The sequence below is a fragment of the Sphingopyxis sp. LK2115 genome (assembly GCF_014595975.1).
Lineage (GTDB): Bacteria > Pseudomonadota > Alphaproteobacteria > Sphingomonadales > Sphingomonadaceae > Sphingopyxis.
The window spans coordinates 138159-155832 of record NZ_JABWGQ010000047.1 but is presented as its reverse complement, the minus strand read 5'-3'; the positions used below and the strand labels follow the sequence as shown (position 1 = coordinate 155832).

The 17674-nt window shown below is 67.2% G+C and carries 22 protein-coding genes; 17 read left to right on the top strand and 5 right to left on the bottom strand.

Annotated features, from left to right (window positions below; all coding sequences use genetic code 11):
* Window positions 1–55: 55 nt before the first annotated feature.
* The 4 genes from HUW43_RS10995 to HUW43_RS10980 all read right to left on the bottom strand — a co-directional run bounded on the left by HUW43_RS10995 (window position 56) and on the right by HUW43_RS10980 (window position 3788).
* Window positions 56–1375, bottom strand: a complete 1320-nt coding sequence (locus tag HUW43_RS10995; protein ID WP_188237440.1) for a glutamate--tRNA ligase — start codon at window positions 1373–1375, stop codon at window positions 56–58.
* Window positions 1376–1442: 67 nt separating this feature from the next.
* Window positions 1443–1652 (bottom strand): hypothetical protein, encoded by a 210-nt coding sequence (locus tag HUW43_RS10990; protein WP_188237439.1) that lies wholly within the window; start codon window positions 1650–1652, stop codon window positions 1443–1445.
* A 4-nt stretch (window positions 1653–1656) separates the two neighbouring features.
* On the bottom strand, window positions 1657–2088 hold the full coding sequence (locus HUW43_RS10985; protein ID WP_188237438.1) for a DoxX family protein: 432 nt from the start codon (window positions 2086–2088) through the stop codon (window positions 1657–1659).
* Window positions 2089–2117: 29 nt separating this feature from the next.
* Window positions 2118–3788 (bottom strand): NAD+ synthase, encoded by a 1671-nt coding sequence (locus HUW43_RS10980; RefSeq protein WP_188237437.1) that lies wholly within the window; start codon window positions 3786–3788, stop codon window positions 2118–2120.
* Between the two features lie 175 nt (window positions 3789–3963).
* On the opposite strand from HUW43_RS10980, the gene HUW43_RS10975 reads away from it, so the two are divergent.
* The 4 genes from HUW43_RS10975 to rplT all read left to right on the top strand — a co-directional run bounded on the left by HUW43_RS10975 (window position 3964) and on the right by rplT (window position 6474).
* Complete coding sequence (locus HUW43_RS10975; protein ID WP_188237436.1) at window positions 3964–4899, top strand: ribose-phosphate pyrophosphokinase; 936 nt, start codon at window positions 3964–3966, stop codon at window positions 4897–4899.
* Between the two features lie 72 nt (window positions 4900–4971).
* A complete protein-coding gene (locus HUW43_RS10970; protein ID WP_188237435.1) occupies window positions 4972–5754 on the top strand; it encodes an inositol monophosphatase family protein in 783 nt (260 codons plus the stop codon).
* 137 nt (window positions 5755–5891) lie between these two features.
* Window positions 5892–6095, top strand: coding sequence for a 50S ribosomal protein L35 (rpmI, locus tag HUW43_RS10965; protein ID WP_053555918.1), 204 nt, complete (start codon window positions 5892–5894; stop codon window positions 6093–6095).
* Between the two features lie 13 nt (window positions 6096–6108).
* On the top strand, window positions 6109–6474 hold the full coding sequence (gene rplT, locus HUW43_RS10960; protein ID WP_188237434.1) for a 50S ribosomal protein L20: 366 nt from the start codon (window positions 6109–6111) through the stop codon (window positions 6472–6474).
* 196 nt (window positions 6475–6670) lie between these two features.
* On the opposite strand, the gene HUW43_RS10955 is transcribed toward rplT, so the two are convergent.
* Entirely contained in the window at window positions 6671–7489 is an 819-nt protein-coding gene (locus HUW43_RS10955; protein WP_188237433.1) for a flagellin, read from the bottom strand.
* Window positions 7490–7740: 251 nt separating this feature from the next.
* On the opposite strand from HUW43_RS10955, the gene fliE reads away from it, so the two are divergent.
* The 13 genes from fliE (at window position 7741) to HUW43_RS10890 (ending at window position 17674) form a co-directional block, all read left to right on the top strand.
* Window positions 7741–8088, top strand: a complete 348-nt coding sequence (fliE, locus tag HUW43_RS10950) for a flagellar hook-basal body complex protein FliE (RefSeq protein WP_188237432.1) — start codon at window positions 7741–7743, stop codon at window positions 8086–8088.
* 3 nt (window positions 8089–8091) lie between these two features.
* Window positions 8092–9747: a flagellar basal-body MS-ring/collar protein FliF gene (gene fliF, locus HUW43_RS10945; RefSeq protein ID WP_188237431.1), complete on the top strand. Its 1656-nt coding sequence runs from the start codon at window positions 8092–8094 to the stop codon at window positions 9745–9747.
* The gene (gene fliG, locus HUW43_RS10940; RefSeq protein WP_188237430.1) at window positions 9740–10771 is read left to right on the top strand and encodes a flagellar motor switch protein FliG; all 1032 of its coding nucleotides are present in this window, start codon (window positions 9740–9742) and stop codon (window positions 10769–10771) included. Before fliF ends, fliG begins: the two co-directional genes overlap by 8 nt.
* Complete coding sequence (locus HUW43_RS10935; protein ID WP_188237429.1) at window positions 10764–11363, top strand: FliH/SctL family protein; 600 nt, start codon at window positions 10764–10766, stop codon at window positions 11361–11363. The genes fliG and HUW43_RS10935 overlap by 8 nt, the downstream gene beginning before the upstream one ends.
* Complete coding sequence (locus HUW43_RS10930; protein WP_188237428.1) at window positions 11360–12691, top strand: FliI/YscN family ATPase; 1332 nt, start codon at window positions 11360–11362, stop codon at window positions 12689–12691. The genes HUW43_RS10935 and HUW43_RS10930 overlap by 4 nt, the downstream gene beginning before the upstream one ends.
* Window positions 12688–13134 (top strand): hypothetical protein, encoded by a 447-nt coding sequence (locus tag HUW43_RS10925; protein ID WP_188237427.1) that lies wholly within the window; start codon window positions 12688–12690, stop codon window positions 13132–13134. Before HUW43_RS10930 ends, HUW43_RS10925 begins: the two co-directional genes overlap by 4 nt.
* The gene (locus HUW43_RS10920; protein ID WP_188237426.1) at window positions 13131–14384 is read left to right on the top strand and encodes a flagellar hook-length control protein FliK; all 1254 of its coding nucleotides are present in this window, start codon (window positions 13131–13133) and stop codon (window positions 14382–14384) included. The genes HUW43_RS10925 and HUW43_RS10920 overlap by 4 nt, the downstream gene beginning before the upstream one ends.
* A 16-nt stretch (window positions 14385–14400) precedes the next feature.
* Complete coding sequence (gene fliL, locus HUW43_RS10915) at window positions 14401–15006, top strand: flagellar basal body-associated protein FliL (protein ID WP_188237425.1); 606 nt, start codon at window positions 14401–14403, stop codon at window positions 15004–15006.
* Window positions 15007–15023: 17 nt separating this feature from the next.
* Window positions 15024–15938 carry a FliM/FliN family flagellar motor switch protein gene (locus HUW43_RS10910; protein WP_223181465.1) on the top strand — a complete coding sequence of 305 codons (915 nt, stop codon included), beginning with the start codon at window positions 15024–15026 and terminating at the stop codon, window positions 15936–15938.
* Window positions 15931–16266: a flagellar motor switch protein FliN gene (fliN, locus tag HUW43_RS10905; protein ID WP_188237423.1), complete on the top strand. Its 336-nt coding sequence runs from the start codon at window positions 15931–15933 to the stop codon at window positions 16264–16266. The genes HUW43_RS10910 and fliN overlap by 8 nt, the downstream gene beginning before the upstream one ends.
* Window positions 16266–16547: a flagellar biosynthetic protein FliO gene (locus tag HUW43_RS10900; RefSeq protein ID WP_188237422.1), complete on the top strand. Its 282-nt coding sequence runs from the start codon at window positions 16266–16268 to the stop codon at window positions 16545–16547. Before fliN ends, HUW43_RS10900 begins: the two co-directional genes overlap by 1 nt.
* Window positions 16548–16653: 106 nt before the next feature.
* Window positions 16654–17400 carry a flagellar type III secretion system pore protein FliP gene (gene fliP / locus HUW43_RS10895; RefSeq protein WP_188237421.1) on the top strand — a complete coding sequence of 249 codons (747 nt, stop codon included), beginning with the start codon at window positions 16654–16656 and terminating at the stop codon, window positions 17398–17400.
* Between the two features lie 4 nt (window positions 17401–17404).
* On the top strand, window positions 17405–17674 hold the full coding sequence (locus HUW43_RS10890) for a flagellar biosynthetic protein FliQ (RefSeq protein ID WP_120221615.1): 270 nt from the start codon (window positions 17405–17407) through the stop codon (window positions 17672–17674).

Sequence of the window (17674 nt, the reverse complement as noted above, 5' to 3'; positions counted from 1 at the left end):
TCCGTGAAACCCTCGAGGGATCGCACCGCCTAGCTCTGCAATTACAGATCTGACCCTAAGAACCCCCGGCCGCCGCCAGTCGCGCGATCGCTTCCTCCTTTGCGATCAGCGGCAGCAGCTCGGCCATGTCGGGGCCATGGTCGCGCGCGGTCAGCGCGCGGCGCAGCGGCAGGAACAGTGCGCGGCCTTTCGCTCCCGTCGCCGCCTTTGCCGCGGCGGTAAGCGCGTGCCACGGGTCGGCGCCCCAGTCGATCCCCGGCGCCGCCTTTGCCGCGGCGGCCAGCACCGGACGGTCGACCGCGTCAGCCGCGGGCGGGACGAACGGCCCGTCGAACACCGCCACCCAGTCGGCGGCCTCGGCAACGGTCGCCAGATTGGGACGAATTGCGTTCCAGCGTGCTGCGTCGATCGCCGCGGGCAAACGATCGGCGACCGCGGCGTAATCGGTGTGATGGAGGATCTTCTGCCCCAGCAGCGCCAGTTCGGCCTCGTCGAAACGCGCCGGGGCGCGGCCAAAGCGCGCGAAGTCGATGCCCGCGATCAGCGGCGCCATATCGGTCACCGGCTCGACCGGATCGCTGGTGCCGAGCCGCGCGAGCAGCGCAGCAAGCGCGATCGGCTCGATCCCCCGTTCGCGCAGCGCATCCATCCCGAGCGAGCCCAGCCGCTTCGACAATTTGCCCTCGGTCCCGACGAGCAGCGCCTCGTGCGCGAAGGCGGGGGGCGCGGCGCCGAGCGCGGCAAACATCTGCACCTGCGCGGCGGTGTTCGACACATGGTCCTCGCCGCGCACGACATGGCTGATGCCCATCGCGATGTCGTCGATCACGCTCGGCAACAGGTAAAGCCAGCTGCCGTCGGCGCGGCGCACCACCGGGTCCGACATCGTCCGCGGCTCGAAATGCTGTGGCCCGCGAATAAGGTCGGTCCATTCGATGGGCGCATCATGGTCAAGCCGGAAGCGCCAGTGCGGCGCCACACCTTCGGGCGCCGGCGCACCCTCGGGCTTGCGCTCATAGACGGGGGGCAGCCCGCGCGAGAGCAGGATCTTGCGGCGAATCTCCAGCTCCTCAGGCGTTTCGTAACAGGCATAGACGCGGCCGGCCGCCTTCAGTTTTTCGAACTCGGCCTCGTAGAGCGCGAAGCGCATCGACTGCCGCACCTCGCCGTCCACGTCGAGCCCCAGCCAGTTCAGGTCAGCGCGAATGCCCGCGACATATTCCTCCTTAGACCGCTCAAGATCGGTGTCGTCGATGCGCAGCAGGAAGCGCCCGCCATGCTTGCGCGCCCACAACCAGTTATGGAGCGCGGTGCGAACGTTGCCGACGTGCAGATGGCCGGTCGGCGAAGGGGCGAAGCGGGTCGTGACGGTCATGGCGCGCGCCTATAGCCGCATTGCCGCCCCGATGGCGACCCCGCAGTTGCGCGCCGCGCCGCGTCCGTCAGCCTTCGCGCTCCTCGCGAAGCTTGCGGTTGACGCGCACATGCGCCGCCCAGCGCAGCGCCATGCCGATCACCGACAGCGCCGCCCCCGCGATCACCGCAAGCGCCAGCGTGCGATCCCCGCCCGCACTCGGCCACGCCGCCCACGCGAGCAAGGCGACGCTGACGATCGACAGCGCATAGCCGACGCCGGTCAGCCAGTTCGTCAAGCGATCACCCGGCGACCGGTTGCGGCGCGCGCGTCGCGGGCCAATAGGCCCAGGCGATCGCGAGCAGCGCGACGATCAGCAACACGCTATATTCCATGCCGTTGCGCCCGCCGCCGACGACGAACCAGCCGGCGGGCATGTGGACGAGGATCATTCCCAATGTCAGGATGAAGGCGTGGCCCAGCGCGGCAAGACTGGTCCAGCGGCGCGCGAGCATCAACGCGGGACCGACCAGCTCATAGATTGTGACCGTCATCGCCCAGCCATAGCCATAAGGAAAGCCGAGGCTGTCGAGCCAGGTGCCGAAGGGGACGACCAGATCGGCCACGAGCCGGTAGACGCCGTGGATCAGAATGAGCAGCGCGACCGTGATCCGCAATATGTCGAGCACCCGTTCGGCCCGGTCCGCCGGCGCCTTCGCCCCCAATGACAACATGATCCTTATCCTCCTCCTCTGTCCCGGCGCTATCCCGTCCGGAACCCGTGCGTGATCGGATAGCGCCGGTCGCGACCGAAATTGCGCGTCGACAGCTTGACCCCCGGCGGCGCCTGGCGGCGCTTGTACTCGGCGATGGCGAGCAGCCGTTCGATCCGCGCCACCGCGTCGCGGTCGAAGCCGTGACGCGCCACGACATCGTCGACGCTCGCCTCTTCCTCGACCAGCATATGGAGCATACGGTCGAGATCCTCATAGGGCGGCAGGCTGTCCTGATCCGTCTGGTCGGGGCGCAGCTCGGCGCTCGGCGGCTTGGCGATGATGGTTTCGGGCATCACGGGCATCACCGGGTTGCGCGACAGCCGCGGCACATTGCCATTGCGCCATTTCGCGAGCGCAAAGACCGTCATCTTATAGGCGTCCTTCAGCGGATTATAGCCGCCCGCCATGTCGCCATAGATGGTCGCATAGCCGACGCTCATCTCGCTCTTGTTGCCGGTCGTCAGCAGCATCGGTCCGAATTTGTTGCTGAGCGCCATCAGCGTCACGCCGCGGATGCGCGACTGGACATTTTCCTCGGTAATGTCGACGTCGCGGTCGGCGAAGCTGCCCGCCAGCATCTCATCAAATGCCTCGACCGCAGGCCCGATCGGGATGGTGTCGAGCCGGCATCCGATCAGCTTTGCGCAGCCTTCGGCATCGTCGAGGCTGGCCCGGCTGGTAAAGCGGCTTGGCAGCATCACGCACCAGACCTTGTCGGGGCCGAGCGCGTCGGCGGCGATCGCCGCGCAGAGCGCCGAATCGATCCCGCCCGACAGGCCGAGCACGACGCCGGGAAAGCCATTGCGCTCGACATAGTCGCGCAGCGACAGGATCATCGCGCTATAGATGTCGGCGGGATGCGCCTCCCATTCGGCGATCGCGCCCGCGTCGCAGCGCCAGCCCGCGGCGTCTCTCGTCCAGCGCGTGACCCGCTCCTCCGCCTCCCAGTCGGTCAGGCGATGCGCGGTGGCGCCGTCGCCGTTCAGCACAAAAGAGCAGCCGTCGAACACCAGCTCGTCCTGTCCGCCGATGCGGTTGAGGAAAATAAGCGGCAATCCGGTTTCGGCGACGCGCGCGGCGAACACCTGCGAGAGGCGCCGCTCGTCCTTGTCGATCTCATAGGGACTGCCGTTGACCGAGATCAGCAGCTCGGCGCCCTCAGCCGCGAGATGCCGGCACACGGTCGGCAGCCAGCCGTCCTCGCAGATCGGCAGACCCAGCTTCATGCCGCGCCATTCGACGACGTCGGGCAGCGGGCCGGGCGCAAAGACGCGCTTTTCGTCGAAGGTGCCGTAATTGGGCAGTTCATGCTTCCTTCGCGTCGCGACCACCCGGCCGCCATCGAGCAGCGCGACGATATTATAGAGCTTGCCGTCGGCGCCGCGTTCGACCGATCCCACCAGCATCGCCGGGCCGCCGTCGGCGGTCTCGGCGGCCAGTTCGGCAAGCAGCGCCGCGGCGCGTGTCGCGAGCGCTGGCTTCAGCACCAGATCTTCGGGGGGATAGCCGATCAGTTGCAGCTCGGGATAAAGAATGAGGTCGGCGCCCTTGTGCCGTGCACGAACCGCGCGCATCGCATCGGCATTGGCGGCGAGGTCGCCAACCGCCTGGGTCATCTGCGACAGGATGATGGTAAGCGTGTCGGCGCGGTCGGTCATGGCCGCGAGCCTTACCCCCGGCGCGCGCGATTGCAACGACCAAGCGGATAGCGATTGCGGCGACGCGAGCGCAGACGGCGCCAGCGGGCGGCCATCGCCCCTTTAACCCCTTCCCCTTGGCGCCTTCGCTGGCTAAGGGGCGCGCAATCCCATCGGCGAAAGGGCCCTGCACCCCATGAAACTCATCTCCGGCAACAGCAACCTGCCGCTGGCCCGCGCGATCGCCGACTATCTCGAACTGCCGCTGACCGATACCAGCGTACGCCGCTTCGCCGACGAAGAAGTCTTCGTCGAAATCCACGAAAATGTCCGCGGGCAGGATGTGTTCGTCGTCCAGCCGACCAATTTCCCCGCGAACGACAATCTGATGGAATTGCTCATCATCAACGACGCGCTGCGCCGCGCGTCGGCGAAGCGCATCACCGCGGTCGTTCCCTATTTCGGCTATGCGCGGCAGGACCGCAAACCCGGCCCGCGCACGCCGATCTCGGCCAAGCTCGTCGCGAACCTCATCACCACCTCGGGCGCCGACCGCGTGCTGGCGATCGACCTGCACGCCGGTCAGATCCAGGGCTTTTTCGACATTCCGACCGACAATCTCTATGCCGCGCCGGTGATGAGCGCCGACATCCAGGCGCGTTTCGGCGACAAGAATCTGATGGTTGTGTCGCCCGACGTCGGCGGCGTCGTGCGCGCGCGCGCGCTGGCCAAGCGCCTCGACAACGCGCCGCTCGCCATCGTCGACAAGCGCCGCGAACGCGCGGGCGAGTCGGAGGTGATGAACATCATCGGCGATGTCGCGGGCCGCTTCTGCATCCTCATCGACGATATCGTGGACTCGGCGGGCACCCTCTGCAACGCCGCGTCCGCGCTGAAGGCCGCGGGCGCCGAGGGCGTCGTCGCCTATTGCACCCACGGCGTGCTGTCGGGCGGCGCGGTCGCGCGCGTCGATGCAAGCGAACTCACCGAACTCGTCATCACCGATTCGATCCAGCCGACCGACGCGGTCAACGACAGCGCCAAGGTCCGCACGCTGACCATTGCGCCGCTGCTCGGCGAAGCGATCAAGCGCATCGCCGACGAAACGAGCGTCTCCTCGCTGTTCGACTGAGTCCAGCAACGGCGGCGATGAAAAATGCTGCGCGGGCTGGCGGCGCGAACCTGGCTGCGCTAGCGGGACGCGATGCCGATCTCTTCCGACCTTGCTCTCGCCAACCGCCTCGCCGACGTCGCCGGCGAAGCGATCCGTCCGTTTTTTCGGTCCCAGTGGGGGCATGAGGTCAAGGCCGACGCCTCCCCGGTGACCGAGGCCGACCGCGCCGCCGAAGCCGCGATGCGCCGCCTGATCGATGCCGAGGCGCCGCGCGACGGCATCGTCGGCGAGGAATATGGCGCCGAGCGCCCCGAAGCGGCGCGGCAATGGGTGCTCGACCCGATCGACGGAACGGTCAGCTTCATGGCCGGGCGCCCTATCTTTGGCACGCTGATCGCACTTTTGCAGGACGGCTGGCCGCTCATCGGGATCATCGACCAGCCGATCACCGGCGAACGCTGGGTCGGCGCGGCCGGTCACCCGACGCTGTTCAACGGCAAGCCCGCGACGACACGCAGCTGCCGCAGCCTGTCCGAGGCGGCGCTCGCGACGACCGGGCCGCAATATTTCAGCGACCATGACGGCGATCATTTCATGGCACTCGCCGCGAAAACGGCACACAAGCGGATGCTGTTCGGCGGCGACTGCTATAATTATGGTCTGCTGAGCTGCGGCCATATCGACCTGGTGGTCGAGGCGGGGCTGAAGCTTCACGATTTCGCCGCGCTCGTCCCTGTGGTCGAGGGCGCGGGCGGGACGATGTGCGACTGGAACGGCGATCCGCTCCACCACGAAAGCACGGGCCATGTCATCGCGCTCGGCGATCCGGCGCGGCTCGAAGATGTGATCGAAGCGCTCGCCTGCCACCATTGACCCCTGGCGCGATGACCCGCTTCCCCGAATCGCTTGCATTTCCCGGTAAATCCCCCTAAGCGCGCGCCTTCCGATTGTGTCGGCTGGCTGAAAGGGCTGCCAGGCCGATACGCAAACGGACTTCAAAGGAGACCAAAATGCCCAAGCTGAAGACCAAGAGCGGTGTGAAGAAACGCTTCAAATTCACCGCCTCGGGCAAGGTGAAGCACGGCGTCGCCGGCAAGCGCCACCGCCTGATTTCGCACAATTCAAAATATATCCGCACCAATCGCGGCACCAGCGTGCTCAGCGATTCGGACGCTGCCCATGTGCGCCTCTGGGCGCCCTATGGCCTGAAGTAAGGAGCACGGGACGATGTCACGCATCAAACGCGGCACGACGACGCGCGCCAAGCACAAGCGGATCCTGGAACAGGCGAAGGGCTATTATGGCCGTCGCAAGAACACCATCCGCATCGCCAGGCAGGCGGTCGAAAAGGCCGGCCAATATGCTTACCGCGACCGCAAGGTAAAGAAGCGCAGCTTTCGCGCGCTGTGGATCCAGCGCATCAACGCCGCGGTTCGCGCCGAAGGCCTGACCTATTCGCAGTTCATGCACGGCGTGAAGCTCGCCGGCATCGAACTCGACCGCAAGGTGATGGCCGATCTCGCGATGAACGAAGGCGGTGTCTTTACCGCGATCATTGCGCAGGCGAAGGCAGCGCTGCCCAAGGCAGCCTGACGCTTCAGCGCCAAGGCGAACGAAAAAGGGCGGTCCCGGCGGGGCCGCCCTTTTTCATTTCCCGCCGTCCGGGCGCCGATCCTGGACGACCGCGCGCATGACGCGCACAAAGATGCCCCGGCTGTGGGGGCCGGGGCATCCGATCAGGCTATTTAAGGGACCAACCGAATATAGCCTGAAGTCTGTTTGTCCGAGCTTAGCGGAGCAGGTTCATCACGCCCTGCGTGCTCTGGTTCGCCTGGGCGAGCATCGCGGTCGACGCCTGGGCCAGGATTCCGGCGGCGGCGAGATTCGTCGATTCGACCGAGAAATCGGCATCTTCGATCCGCGACTTCGATTCCGCCAGATTCGTGACGGTCGACGTCAAATTGTCGACGGCCGAGGTCAGACGATTCTGCTGGGCACCAAGGTTGGCGCGCTGCGTCGCCACCGTCTGGATCGCGGTGTCGAGCGTCGCGAGCGCACCCGACGCGCCCGCCGAAGTCGAAATGTCGAGTGTGGCGACACCCAGGGCAGCGGCCTGCATGTCGGCGATCGTAATGTTCACAACGTCGCCCGAATCGATGCCCGTCTGGATATCGAAGCCGGTTGCCGCACTGCCGTTCAGCAGGACATTGCCGTTGAATTCGGTGCGCGTTGCGATGTCGCCGATCTGCGAAATGAGCGCGGCAACTTCGGTCTGGAGCGCCGAGCGGTCGGTGGCGCCGTTGGTGCCGTTGGCCGACTGGACGGCCAGTTCACGCATACGGACGAGGATGTCCGAAATGCTGCCAGCGGCGCTGTCGGCGGTCTGCGCCAGCGAAATGCCGTCATTGGCATTGCGGATCGCCTGGGTCAGGCCTCGCGCGGTGGCGTCCATGCGGGTCGCGATGGCGAGGCCGGCGGCGTCGTCCTTCGCGGCATTGATGCGCTTGCCGCTCGACAGGCGTTCCATCGCCTGCGACTGCATTTGGCTCGCGACACGCGAATTATTCTGGGCGCGCAGCGCGCTCACATTGGTGTTGATGACAGTCATCTTAGTTCCTTTCCGGCCTCGACGGCCATTCCCGTGATGTGAGGGCTCGAGGAGCGGTCACGGAATGCAGTAACGGCGGCGTGCGGTCCGGTTTAAGCATGTCGTGTCAAAAAAACGCCGAGAGCCGCCGCGCGCCGATCGGGATTCAATGTAAATATATGGAAAATAACATATTTTAGCTTTGGCACGGGCTTTGCATTCTTCTTTGTGCGTGCGGCGCAATGCCGCGCATCAGGACGGATGAAGAAGCAATGAGCACGATTGACCCGAGCCGGCTGCTGCAAATGCGCAGCTCGATCCTCAATCAGAATCAGGCGCTGCAACGCGCCGCCGGACGCGGCGGCGGCGTCGGCGACGGTGTCGGCAACGCAGGGGGCGCCCCCGATTTCGGCGCCGCGATCAACCATGCGCTGCAACAGGTAAACGCCCAGCAAGCAAAGGCGAGCGAGCTTAGCGAAGCCTATGAGCGCGGCGACACGCACGACATCGTCAGCGTGATGATCGAACGGCAGAAAGCCTCGCTTGGCTTTGAAACGACGTTGCAGGTCCGCAACAAGCTGCTCTCCGCCTATCGCGACATCATGAACATGCCGGTGTAAGCGATGACCGACGCCCAGACCCTGACCCCGATCGATCCCGGCGGAGCGAGCCGCCTGCCCGCCCCCGTCCTCGGTGGCCGCTTTGCGCCGCTCGCACAGTTCATCCGCCAGCCCGCGGTGCAGCGCGCGCTGCCGGCAATCGCCGTCACCTCGGCGATCGGCATCGCCGCGCTCGCCTATTTCACGATGCAGGCGGCGCCGCAGGCGCAGCTGTTCGCCGGTCTCGACGACGCCGACAAGGCGGCGGTAGCCGAAGCCCTGCAGGCGCAGGGTATCGCGCACAGCATCGACGCCGCGACCGGCGCGCTCACCGTCGATGCCGACAAGTTGCATCAGGCGCGCATCGCGCTGGCCGGACAGGGTTTGCCGAAAGCGGCGCCAAGTGGCGACAGTCTGATCGCGTCGCTTCCCATGGGGTCGAGCCGCGCGATCGAAGGCGAAGCGCTGCGCTCGGCGCGCGAGGCCGACCTGGCCCGCACCATCGAGACGATCGACGCGGTCAAGAGCGCGCGCGTCCATATCGCCGCCGCCGAACCCAGCCTGTTCGTGCGCGACGACAAGCCTGCGACCGCATCGGTGATGCTGATGCTGCAAAACGGCCGATCGCTTTCGGATGGCCAGGTGCAGGCGATCCGCTTTCTCGTCGCGTCGTCGGTTCCCGGCATGAACGCCGATCAGGTGTCTGTGATCGACCAGCGCGGCGCGCTGCTTTCCGACACCGCGACCGGCAGCGACATGAAGGCGTTTCAGTTGCAATTGCAGGTCGAAGACCGTTTCCGCCGCGCGCTCGACACGCTGCTCGGCCCGATGCTGGGCGCGGGCAATTATACGGTCGAAGTCCATGCCGACGTCGACATGTCCGAAAGCCAGGCGACGCGCGAAAGCTTCCCCGAAAACGACCGCGCGCTGACCAGCGAACAGATCACCCGATCGGTCAGCGGCACCGTCGGCGCGGCGGCCGTGGGCATTCCCGGCGCGCTCGCCAACCAGCCGCCACAGGGAACGACGATCACCGCCGAAGGACCGCAGCCCGTGCCTGCCAACGCGCCGACACCCGGCACCGAAAGCAATGAAAATGCCGCGCGCGCCTATGAAGTCGGGCGCGAGATTTCGGTGACGCACCAACCGCAGGGCAGGCTGCGCCGCGTGTCGGTGGCGGTCGCGCTCAACCAGGGCAGGAAAGCGCTGACGCAGGCCGACCTCGCCAAGATCGACGCGCTGGTCAAAGGCGCGATCGGCTATGATGCGGCGCGCGGCGATCTTGTCGCGATCAATCAGCGCCCCTTTGCGCCCGTCGAAAATATGGCGCCCGCCTTTTACGATCAGGGCTGGTTCCTGCCGCTGGTCAAACAGGTCGGCGCGATCCTTGCGGCGCTGCTCGCTTTCCTGTTCATCGGCCGCCCGATGATCCGCGCGGCGAAACAGCGCGCCGCCGCGCGCGCCGAACAGAATCAGGCGATCGAGGAAACGCTTCTCGCCGCGACCGACCGCCCGGCGCTCGCCAGCGGCGCGAACGGCCGCGAAATCACGCTCGAAATGATCGAGGCGGCGCCGAGCTATGAAGCCCGCGCCAACCTCGTCCGCGCCTTTGTCCGCCAGGATTCGGCGCGCGCCGCGCTCGTCGTGCGCCAGCTGATGCAGGAGGGCGCCCGTGGCTGACGTCGCCGAACTCGACACCGCACCGACCGAAACCGCAATCGACGGGTCGGCGGCGGCTGCGATCCTGCTGATGCTTCTCGACGAAAGCGAAGCCGCGACGATCCTGAAGCATCTCGGCCCCGAAGAAGTGCGCCAGCTTGCCAAGGCGATGTTCGACGCCGCCAACGCCAGCGAACAGCAGATCGGGCAGGCGCTTGACCGGTTCGTAACGCGCAGCCGCGACGTCAGCGCGCTCGCGATCGGTGCCGACACGCGCATCCGCACGGTGGTGACGCAGGCGGTCGGCAACGTCCGTGCCGACAACATCCTCGCCGCGGTCGCGCCGCAGCGCAGCGCCGCCTCGCTCGAAATGCTGCGCTGGATGGACGTCGACGCGATCAGCGCGCTGCTCGCCAGCGAGCATCCGCAGGTCGGCGCGCTGATCCTTTCGGTGCTTGTCCCCGACGTCGCGGCGCGCGCGATCGAAACGCTCGACGACGTGCTCCAGGCCGATCTCGTACTCCGCGCCGCGATGCTCACCGCGGTGCCTGCCGCCGCGATCGAGGATCTGGAAGCGGTGCTCGCGAGCGCCAATGTCGACGGCCAACGCGTCGCCAAGCAGGCGATCGGCGGTCCGAGCGATGTCGCCAAGATCATGAAAAAGATGCCGAAACAGCTCAGCGAACGCACGCTGCGCTCGCTCAAGAAGCATGATCGCATCCTCGCGCAGACGATCGAGGAGGAGATGTTCGTCTTTGAAAATCTGCGCGACCTTGACAAGAAAAGCCTCAGCAGCGTGCTCCGCTCGGTCGACGCGGCGCAGCTTGCGGTCGCGCTCAAGGGCGCCGACGAGGATATGGTCGACATGTGCCTTGCCACCATGTCGCAGCGCGCCGCCGAAACGATCCGCGACGAAATGGCCGAAATGACGATGGTCAAGCGCGCCGACGTCGAGGATGCGCAGAAGAGCGTGATGCAGATCGTGCGCCAGATGGCAGCGAACGGCGAAATCATGATCGCGGGCGGAGGCGACGATTATGTCTGACCTCGCCGCCGAAACGGGCTTTGTCCCCATCCGTCTGGCCGATGCGATGGCGCAGCATCGCGGCTTTCGTCCACTGTCCTTCGTGCCGACCGTCGAAGCGACGGCGTCCGCGCCCGAGCCAGCGGCCGAACCGGACGAGGACGATCCCTTCGCGCGCGGCCTGGCCGAAGGGCAGCGTATCGCCGAAGCCGCTTATACCGCCGAGCGGCACCAGCTGCTTGCGCTGCTCGCCAGCGCCGAGGCGTTGCAGGACGAACCGAGCGAGGAACTGGCGCAGCTGATCGCCGAAACGGTCGAGCGCCTTGTCCGCCAGATCGTCGCCGCCGCGCCGATCGACGCCGAATGGCTGCGCGCGCAGGCCGAAACCGCCGCGGCGATGGTCGCCGACGCCGACAAGGCGCGCACCCTCTGGGTCCACCCCGACGATGCCGCACTGCTCGCCGATTGCCCGCTGACGCTGCCCGTCGAAAGCGATCCCGCGATGGAACGCGGCACGATTCGCCTCGAAACCTCGACCGGCTGGATCGAACATGGCCGCGCCGTCTACCTCGACGAACTGCGCGCCGCGCTCGGCGAAGGGGCGGACGCGTGACGCGCCGCCTCGCCCTGTCGGCCCAGCAGCTGCTCGGCGGCGTCGATCTGGCGCAGGCCAGCCCGCGCCGCATCGGCACGCTCGTCGCGCATGAGGGCATCATGCTCGAAGTGTCGGGTTTCCCCCAACCACTTGGCAGCAACGTCCGCATCCGCTCCGCCGACAATGACTATGTCTATGGCGAGGTCGTCGGCTTTCGCGGCCACCGCAGCCTCGTCCTTCCGTTCGACACGAACAAGCCGCTCGTCACCGGCGCGCCGGTCGAGCCGCACGGCGCCTCGTCGATGGTGCCCGTCGGCAAGGCGTTGCTCGGTCGCATCATGGACGCGCAGGGCAATCCGCTCGACGGTCGTCCGGCGATCAAGTCGCAGTTCCAGTGGCCGCTCGCCGGGCGCAAGGTCAATCCGCTGCGCCGCGGCCGCGTCACCCGCGCGCTCAACATGGGCGTGCGCGCGATCAACGGCCTGCTCACCGTCGGCGAGGGCCAGCGCGTCGCGATCATCGCGGGTTCGGGGGTCGGCAAGTCGGTGCTGATGGGCCAGATGATCGCGGGCACCGAATGCGACGTCATCGTCGTCGGGCTGATCGGCGAGCGCAGCCGCGAGGTCAGCGATTTCGTCGAAACCAAGCTGCCCCCCGAAGTCCGCAAGAAATCGGTCGTCGTGGCGGTTCCCGCCGACCATCCGCCCTTGCTCCGCCTGCGCGCCGCGATGCGCGCGACCGCGATTGCCGAAGCCTTCCGCGCCGAAGGCAAGAAGGTGCTCCTCCTTATCGACAGCCTGACGCGCGTTGCGCATGCGCAGCGCGAGATCGGGCTGACGCTGGGCGAGCCGCCGACGATGAAGGGCTATCCGCCGTCGGTGTTCGCGCTCATTCCCTCGCTGTGCGAGCGCGCGGGCATCGACCGCGAGACCGGCGGCTCGGTCACCGCGCTTTACACGGTGCTCGCCGACGGCGGCGACATCGACGATCCGGTCGTCGACAGCGCGCGCGCGATCGTCGACGGCCATATCATCCTGTCGCGCGCACTTGCCGAACAGGGCGTCTATCCGGCGATCGACGTCGCGCGCTCGCTGTCGCGCACCATGGCCGATTCGGTCGACCCCGACCATGCCGCCGCCGCCGCGCGCTTCCGCCAGCTCTGGTCGCTTTACGAGGAGAATCGCGACCTGATGCTGATGGGCGCCTATGTCGCGGGCGCCGACCCCACGCTCGACGAAGCGATCGCGCGGCGCGCCGACCAGCTCGCCTTCGTATCGCAGCCTGCCAAGGCGCAGGTCGATTTCGACACCTCCCGCCAAACCCTGATCGAAGGATATTCCGCATGACCGCCCGCATCGCACGCCGCAAACGCATCATCCGCGTGCGCTCCGTCGAACATCAGCTGGCCGAGGCCAATCTGGCGCGCGCCAATGGCGAGCTTGCGAATCTCGTCGAGCTCGCGCGGCGGCTCGAAACGCTGCGCAGCGACCTCGCGATCGCCAAGGGCGCGGTCGCGGGCCGCGCGCTCAACACCGTCGGCGAACTCGCGATGCGGCTCGATCTTGCGCAGGAGAATCTGACCGCGCCGCTCAGCAACGCCAGCGCGCGCCGCGACCAGATGGGGGCGCTGGCACAGCGTGCGATGGCCAAGGAAGAATCGGCCGTCCGCCTATATGAAAAGAGCCGCAAGTCGGCCGAAGCCGAGCAGGAACGCCGCAGCGATGCCAATCGCCCGCACCGCCCGCGCGTCGGCATGCGGCTGCGCCTGATCGAAGGCGGTGCGGCATGATGAACGCCCCCGCCCTTCCCGCGGTGCCGGGCGCCATGCCCGCAGGCTTCGCCGCCTTCCTCGCCGATATTGGCCAGGTCGCGCCGAATGGCAAAGCCGTGGGTTTCGACCGACTGCTTGCCGCCGCGCCGGTGCCGCTGCTGCCCGTGCCGACGGACGCGCCCGTCGCGCCCGTCGCGCCGGTCGCGCCGCCCATCAAGACCGATGCGGTGCCGACTGCCGAAACCGGCGTCGGCGCCGCCGAACTGCCCGTCGCGCCGCCGTCGGACTCCGCCACCGTAACGCTCGAAACATCGCCCGCCATGTCCGCCCCCGACGCAGGCGACGCGGCGGCGCTCGCCGCGACCCTGCTCGTCGCACTCGGCGGCGCGCGTCCCGGCGGGGTGCCTGCCGCGAACAAGCCGACTGACGCCGACACTGCGCCCGATGTCGAGCATCCCGGCGAAGCGCCCGCGGCCCCCGCCATCGAAAATTGGGCGATGATCGTGTCCGCCGTCCTTCCCGACACCGCGCGCGCTGGCGAACCCAAGGCCGCGAAAGCCGAGAGCGCCACGCCGCCGGACGCCCCGGCGCCAGGCACCAACCCGCCGCGCATCGCCCCGGACAAGGCCGCTGCCGACGTACGGGAACCGCTGCCCGGCACTCGGCCGGCCGCGGCGGCGCCCATCCGCGACGCTGTCGTCGCGCCCCCTCCGCTTGCCGCCGAACCGCCCGCCGCCCGCGTGGCCGAGGCCGCACCCGCGATGACCCTGTTGTTCGTTCAGGCGCCCGCCCTTGCCGCCGCCGCGCCGTTCGACGCCGCCGCGCCCGTGGCAATCGCCGAACGCGTGCTCGACATGGACAGCGACGGCGCATGGATCGACCAGCTTGCGCGCGACATCGCCGCGACCAAATCGGACAGCGGCGACATCAGCTTTCGCCTGATGCCGCGCCATCTGGGTCGCCTCGACGTTGCGATGCGACAAGGCGACGAAGGCATGTCGCTGAAGATGGACACCCAGCATGAAGCGACGGCGACGATCATCACCGCCGCGCAGGGCCGCCTTGTCGACGAACTGCGCCAGCAGGGTGTGCGCATCGCGGGCGCCGAAGTCACGCACACGCCGGCCGAGACCGGGCGCCAGTCGCAGGGCCAGAGCCAGGGCCGCGCCGCGACGCCCGACACCGCCCATCTCATCGAAACCGCCACCGAACGCGCCGAGCCGCGTGACGAAGCGCGCGCCGCGGATCGCCGCGGCCGCTTCGCCTGATCAGAAAGGGTCCGTCATGGCCAAGGATGTTGTCGAAGCCACGCCGAAGAAAAAGGGCAAGGTCAAAAAGCTGCTGCTGGTCGGCGTCGCGGCGATCGCGCTGATCGGCGCGGGCGCGGGCGCGGGCATCTATTTCGGCGCGCTGTCGGCGCACGAAGCCAAGCCCGAGGATCATTATCCCAAGCTCGTGCTTCGCAGCACCGATGATGCCGAGCCCGCGGCCGACGGCGACGACAAGGAAGCCCCGCTGAAGGTCGGCACCGTCTCGGTGCCCAACGACCGTTTCAAGGTCGATCCGCGCAAATATGAAATCACCTATTATCCGATCAACGACAGCTTCACGACGAACCTCGCCGACGGATCGGGCTTCCTTCAGGTGGGTATCAGCCTTTCGACCTTCTACGACGGCAAGGTTATCAATAATATCAAACGACAGGCGGTGCCCATCCGCTCGGTGGTGCTTATGGTCCTCGCCGAACAGGATCCGGCTTTGCTCTCCACATCGCAGGGGAAACAGCGGCTTCAGCGTCAGTTGACCGCCGCAATCAACGATGTGCTGCGCGAGAAGGAAGGTTTCGGGGGCATCGACAATGTTTATTTCACGAGCCTGGTGATCCAGTGACCGCCAGTGCCAAAAGCATGAGGGCCGCGAAGGCGCCCGCCGCACCCGCGGCCGAACCCGCCGACAGCAGGGAATCGCTGCTGCTGCGCCGCGCCGCGGCGAGCTATGCCTTTCCGGCGCTCGAAAGCGTCGCGAATCAGTTTTCGCGGTCCTTGCGCGACCTGATCCGCGCGCTGGGCGCACCGGCGGTGCAGGTCGAACGGTCGGGCGCCGAACAGCTGAGCTTCGCCGAATGGAGCGCTGCGAGCGCGCCCGCGATTTTCTGGCGCTATCACGCGCCGCCGCTCAAGGGTCCGCTGCTGGTCGCCGCGGCGCGGCCGCTTCTCCTCCAGCTCGTCGACATCTTCTATGGCGGGCGCGGCCAGCTCGCCGTCGAGCGCGAGGAGCTGACCGACGCCGAAGACCGGTTTGCCGCGCGCCTCGGCCGCGACATCGCCATGCAGATCGCCGCCGCCTGGCGCGACAAGCTCGCCATCGAACCCGAACTCGACTGCGTCACCGGCGACCCGGCAAAGCTCGCCGCCGTGCGCGCCGACGACGAATTATTCGTCCAGCGCTTCACGCTGCGCGGCGCGCCGCTCGACGGGCGGACGATCGTCTGCGCCTATCCGGTCGCGGCACTGCGCGGCATCGCGGATGACGAGCTGCTGCCCGATGTGGCAAGCAGCGGCGCCGACCCGGCGTGGACCGCCGCGCTCGACAAGGCGCTGCGCGGCGTGCGCCTGCCCGTCCGCTCGGTGCTCGCGCGGCCCGAAATCAGCCTCGTCAAGCTGCTCGCGCTCGAAGTCGGCGACATCATTCCGCTGTCGATGCCGCGCCATGTGCCGGTAACCGTCGCCGGGCGCAGCTTTGCCTTCGGCAGCATCGGCGAAGCCAATGGCAACGCCGCCATCCTGATTGACCATATCGAAAAAGGACCCGACCATGACTGACATCGCCGACGCGCCCAGGGCGGCGCGCGCCGACCGGCGCGACAAGAGCATCGCCGCCGCCCCCAATTTCGACCTGCTCGCGGGCGTATCGCTGCGCGTGTCGGTCGAGGTCGGGTCGACGTCGATGACGCTGTCCGAACTGCTCGCGCTTGGCGAAGGCAGCGTGATCGAACTCGATCGGGCGGCGACCGACCTGCTCGACATCTATGCCAACGGCACGCTGATCGCCAAGGGAGAGATCGTCAGCGTCGACGGCCGCTACGGCATCCAGGTCGCCGAAGTCGTTGCGCCCGCGCGCGGCCTCCAAGGGCTCGAACGGAGGGCCTGATGCTCGAATATATCCTCCGCTTGGCTCTCCTGCTGCCGCTCGTCGGCGCGATGGCGTGGGGCAGCCTGTGGCTGTGGAAGCGGGTGCAGACGGGGATGCCGCTCGTCGGCGGCGGCGGCGTCCGGCCGCGCGCGATCGAAATGGTCGACGTGCTGCCGCTCGGTCCCGGATCAAAGCTCGCGGTGGTCGAGTTCGCCGGGCAGCGCGTGCTGATCGCGGTGTCGCGCAACGGCATCACGCGGATCGCCGACGACGCGCAGGGGGATTTCCATGTCGACTAGCGTGAAAGCCGAGCTTGTCGAAGCTCCGTCCCTTCCTTCGACGTCAAAGGAAAAAGCGGCCCTTCGACAAGCCCAGGGCCAAGGATCATTTTTTGAAGCGCGTTGGATGCGCGGTGCGGCGGTTGCGGGTGGCCTCGCGCTGCTCGCGTCCGCCTCTCCGGCGTTCGCGCAGGCCGCCGACGGGCTCAGCCGTGCGGTGAACGAAATCGGCGGCGACGGACGCCCCTTGAGCCTGTCGCTCCAGATCCTCGTGCTGATGAGCCTCTTGACGGTGCTGCCGTCGCTGCTGCTCATGATGACCAGCTTCACGCGCATCATCATCGTGCTGTCGATCCTGCGCCACGCGCTGGGCTTACAGCAGACGCCGCCCAACCAGGTGCTCGTCGGTCTCAGCCTCTTTCTCTCGCTGTTCGTGATGCAACCCGTCATCAGCGAGGTGAACCGCGTCGCGATCGAACCCTATGGCCAGGAACAGATCGACATCGGCGAGGCGGTGACGCGATCGGGCGATGCGCTCCACGGCTTCATGATGAAACAGACGCGCAAGACCGACCTGATGATGTTCGCCAAGATCGCGAAGGCGCCAAGTTATGCCAGCCCGAAGGACGTGCCTTTCTCGATCCTGCTTCCCGCCTTTGTCACCAGCGAACTCAAGACCGCGTTCCAGATCGGCTTCCTCATCTTCCTGCCCTTCCTCGTCATCGACCTGATCGTCGCATCGGCGCTGATGTCCTTGGGCATGATGATGCTGTCGCCGACGATCATCTCGATGCCTTTCAAGCTGCTGCTCTTTGTCCTCGTCGACGGGTGGGCGCTGACGATGGGCTCGCTCGCCTCTTCCTTCATGGGTTAGCGCCATGGAGGCCGACTATTTCATCGGGGTCGCGCAGCAGTCGCTGTGGATTCTCGCACTCGCCTCGGCGCCCTTGTTGCTGCCGGTGCTGATTATCGGCGTCCTGCTCGGCATGGTCCAGGCGGCGACGTCGATCAACGAACAGACGCTGACCTTCGTGCCCAAGCTGATCGTCGCCGCCATCTGTCTCGCGATTTTCGGCGGCAGCATCCTCGTGCTGCTCACCGATTTCACCCGCGACCTGTTCGCGCAGATCCCGGCGCTGGTACGCTAA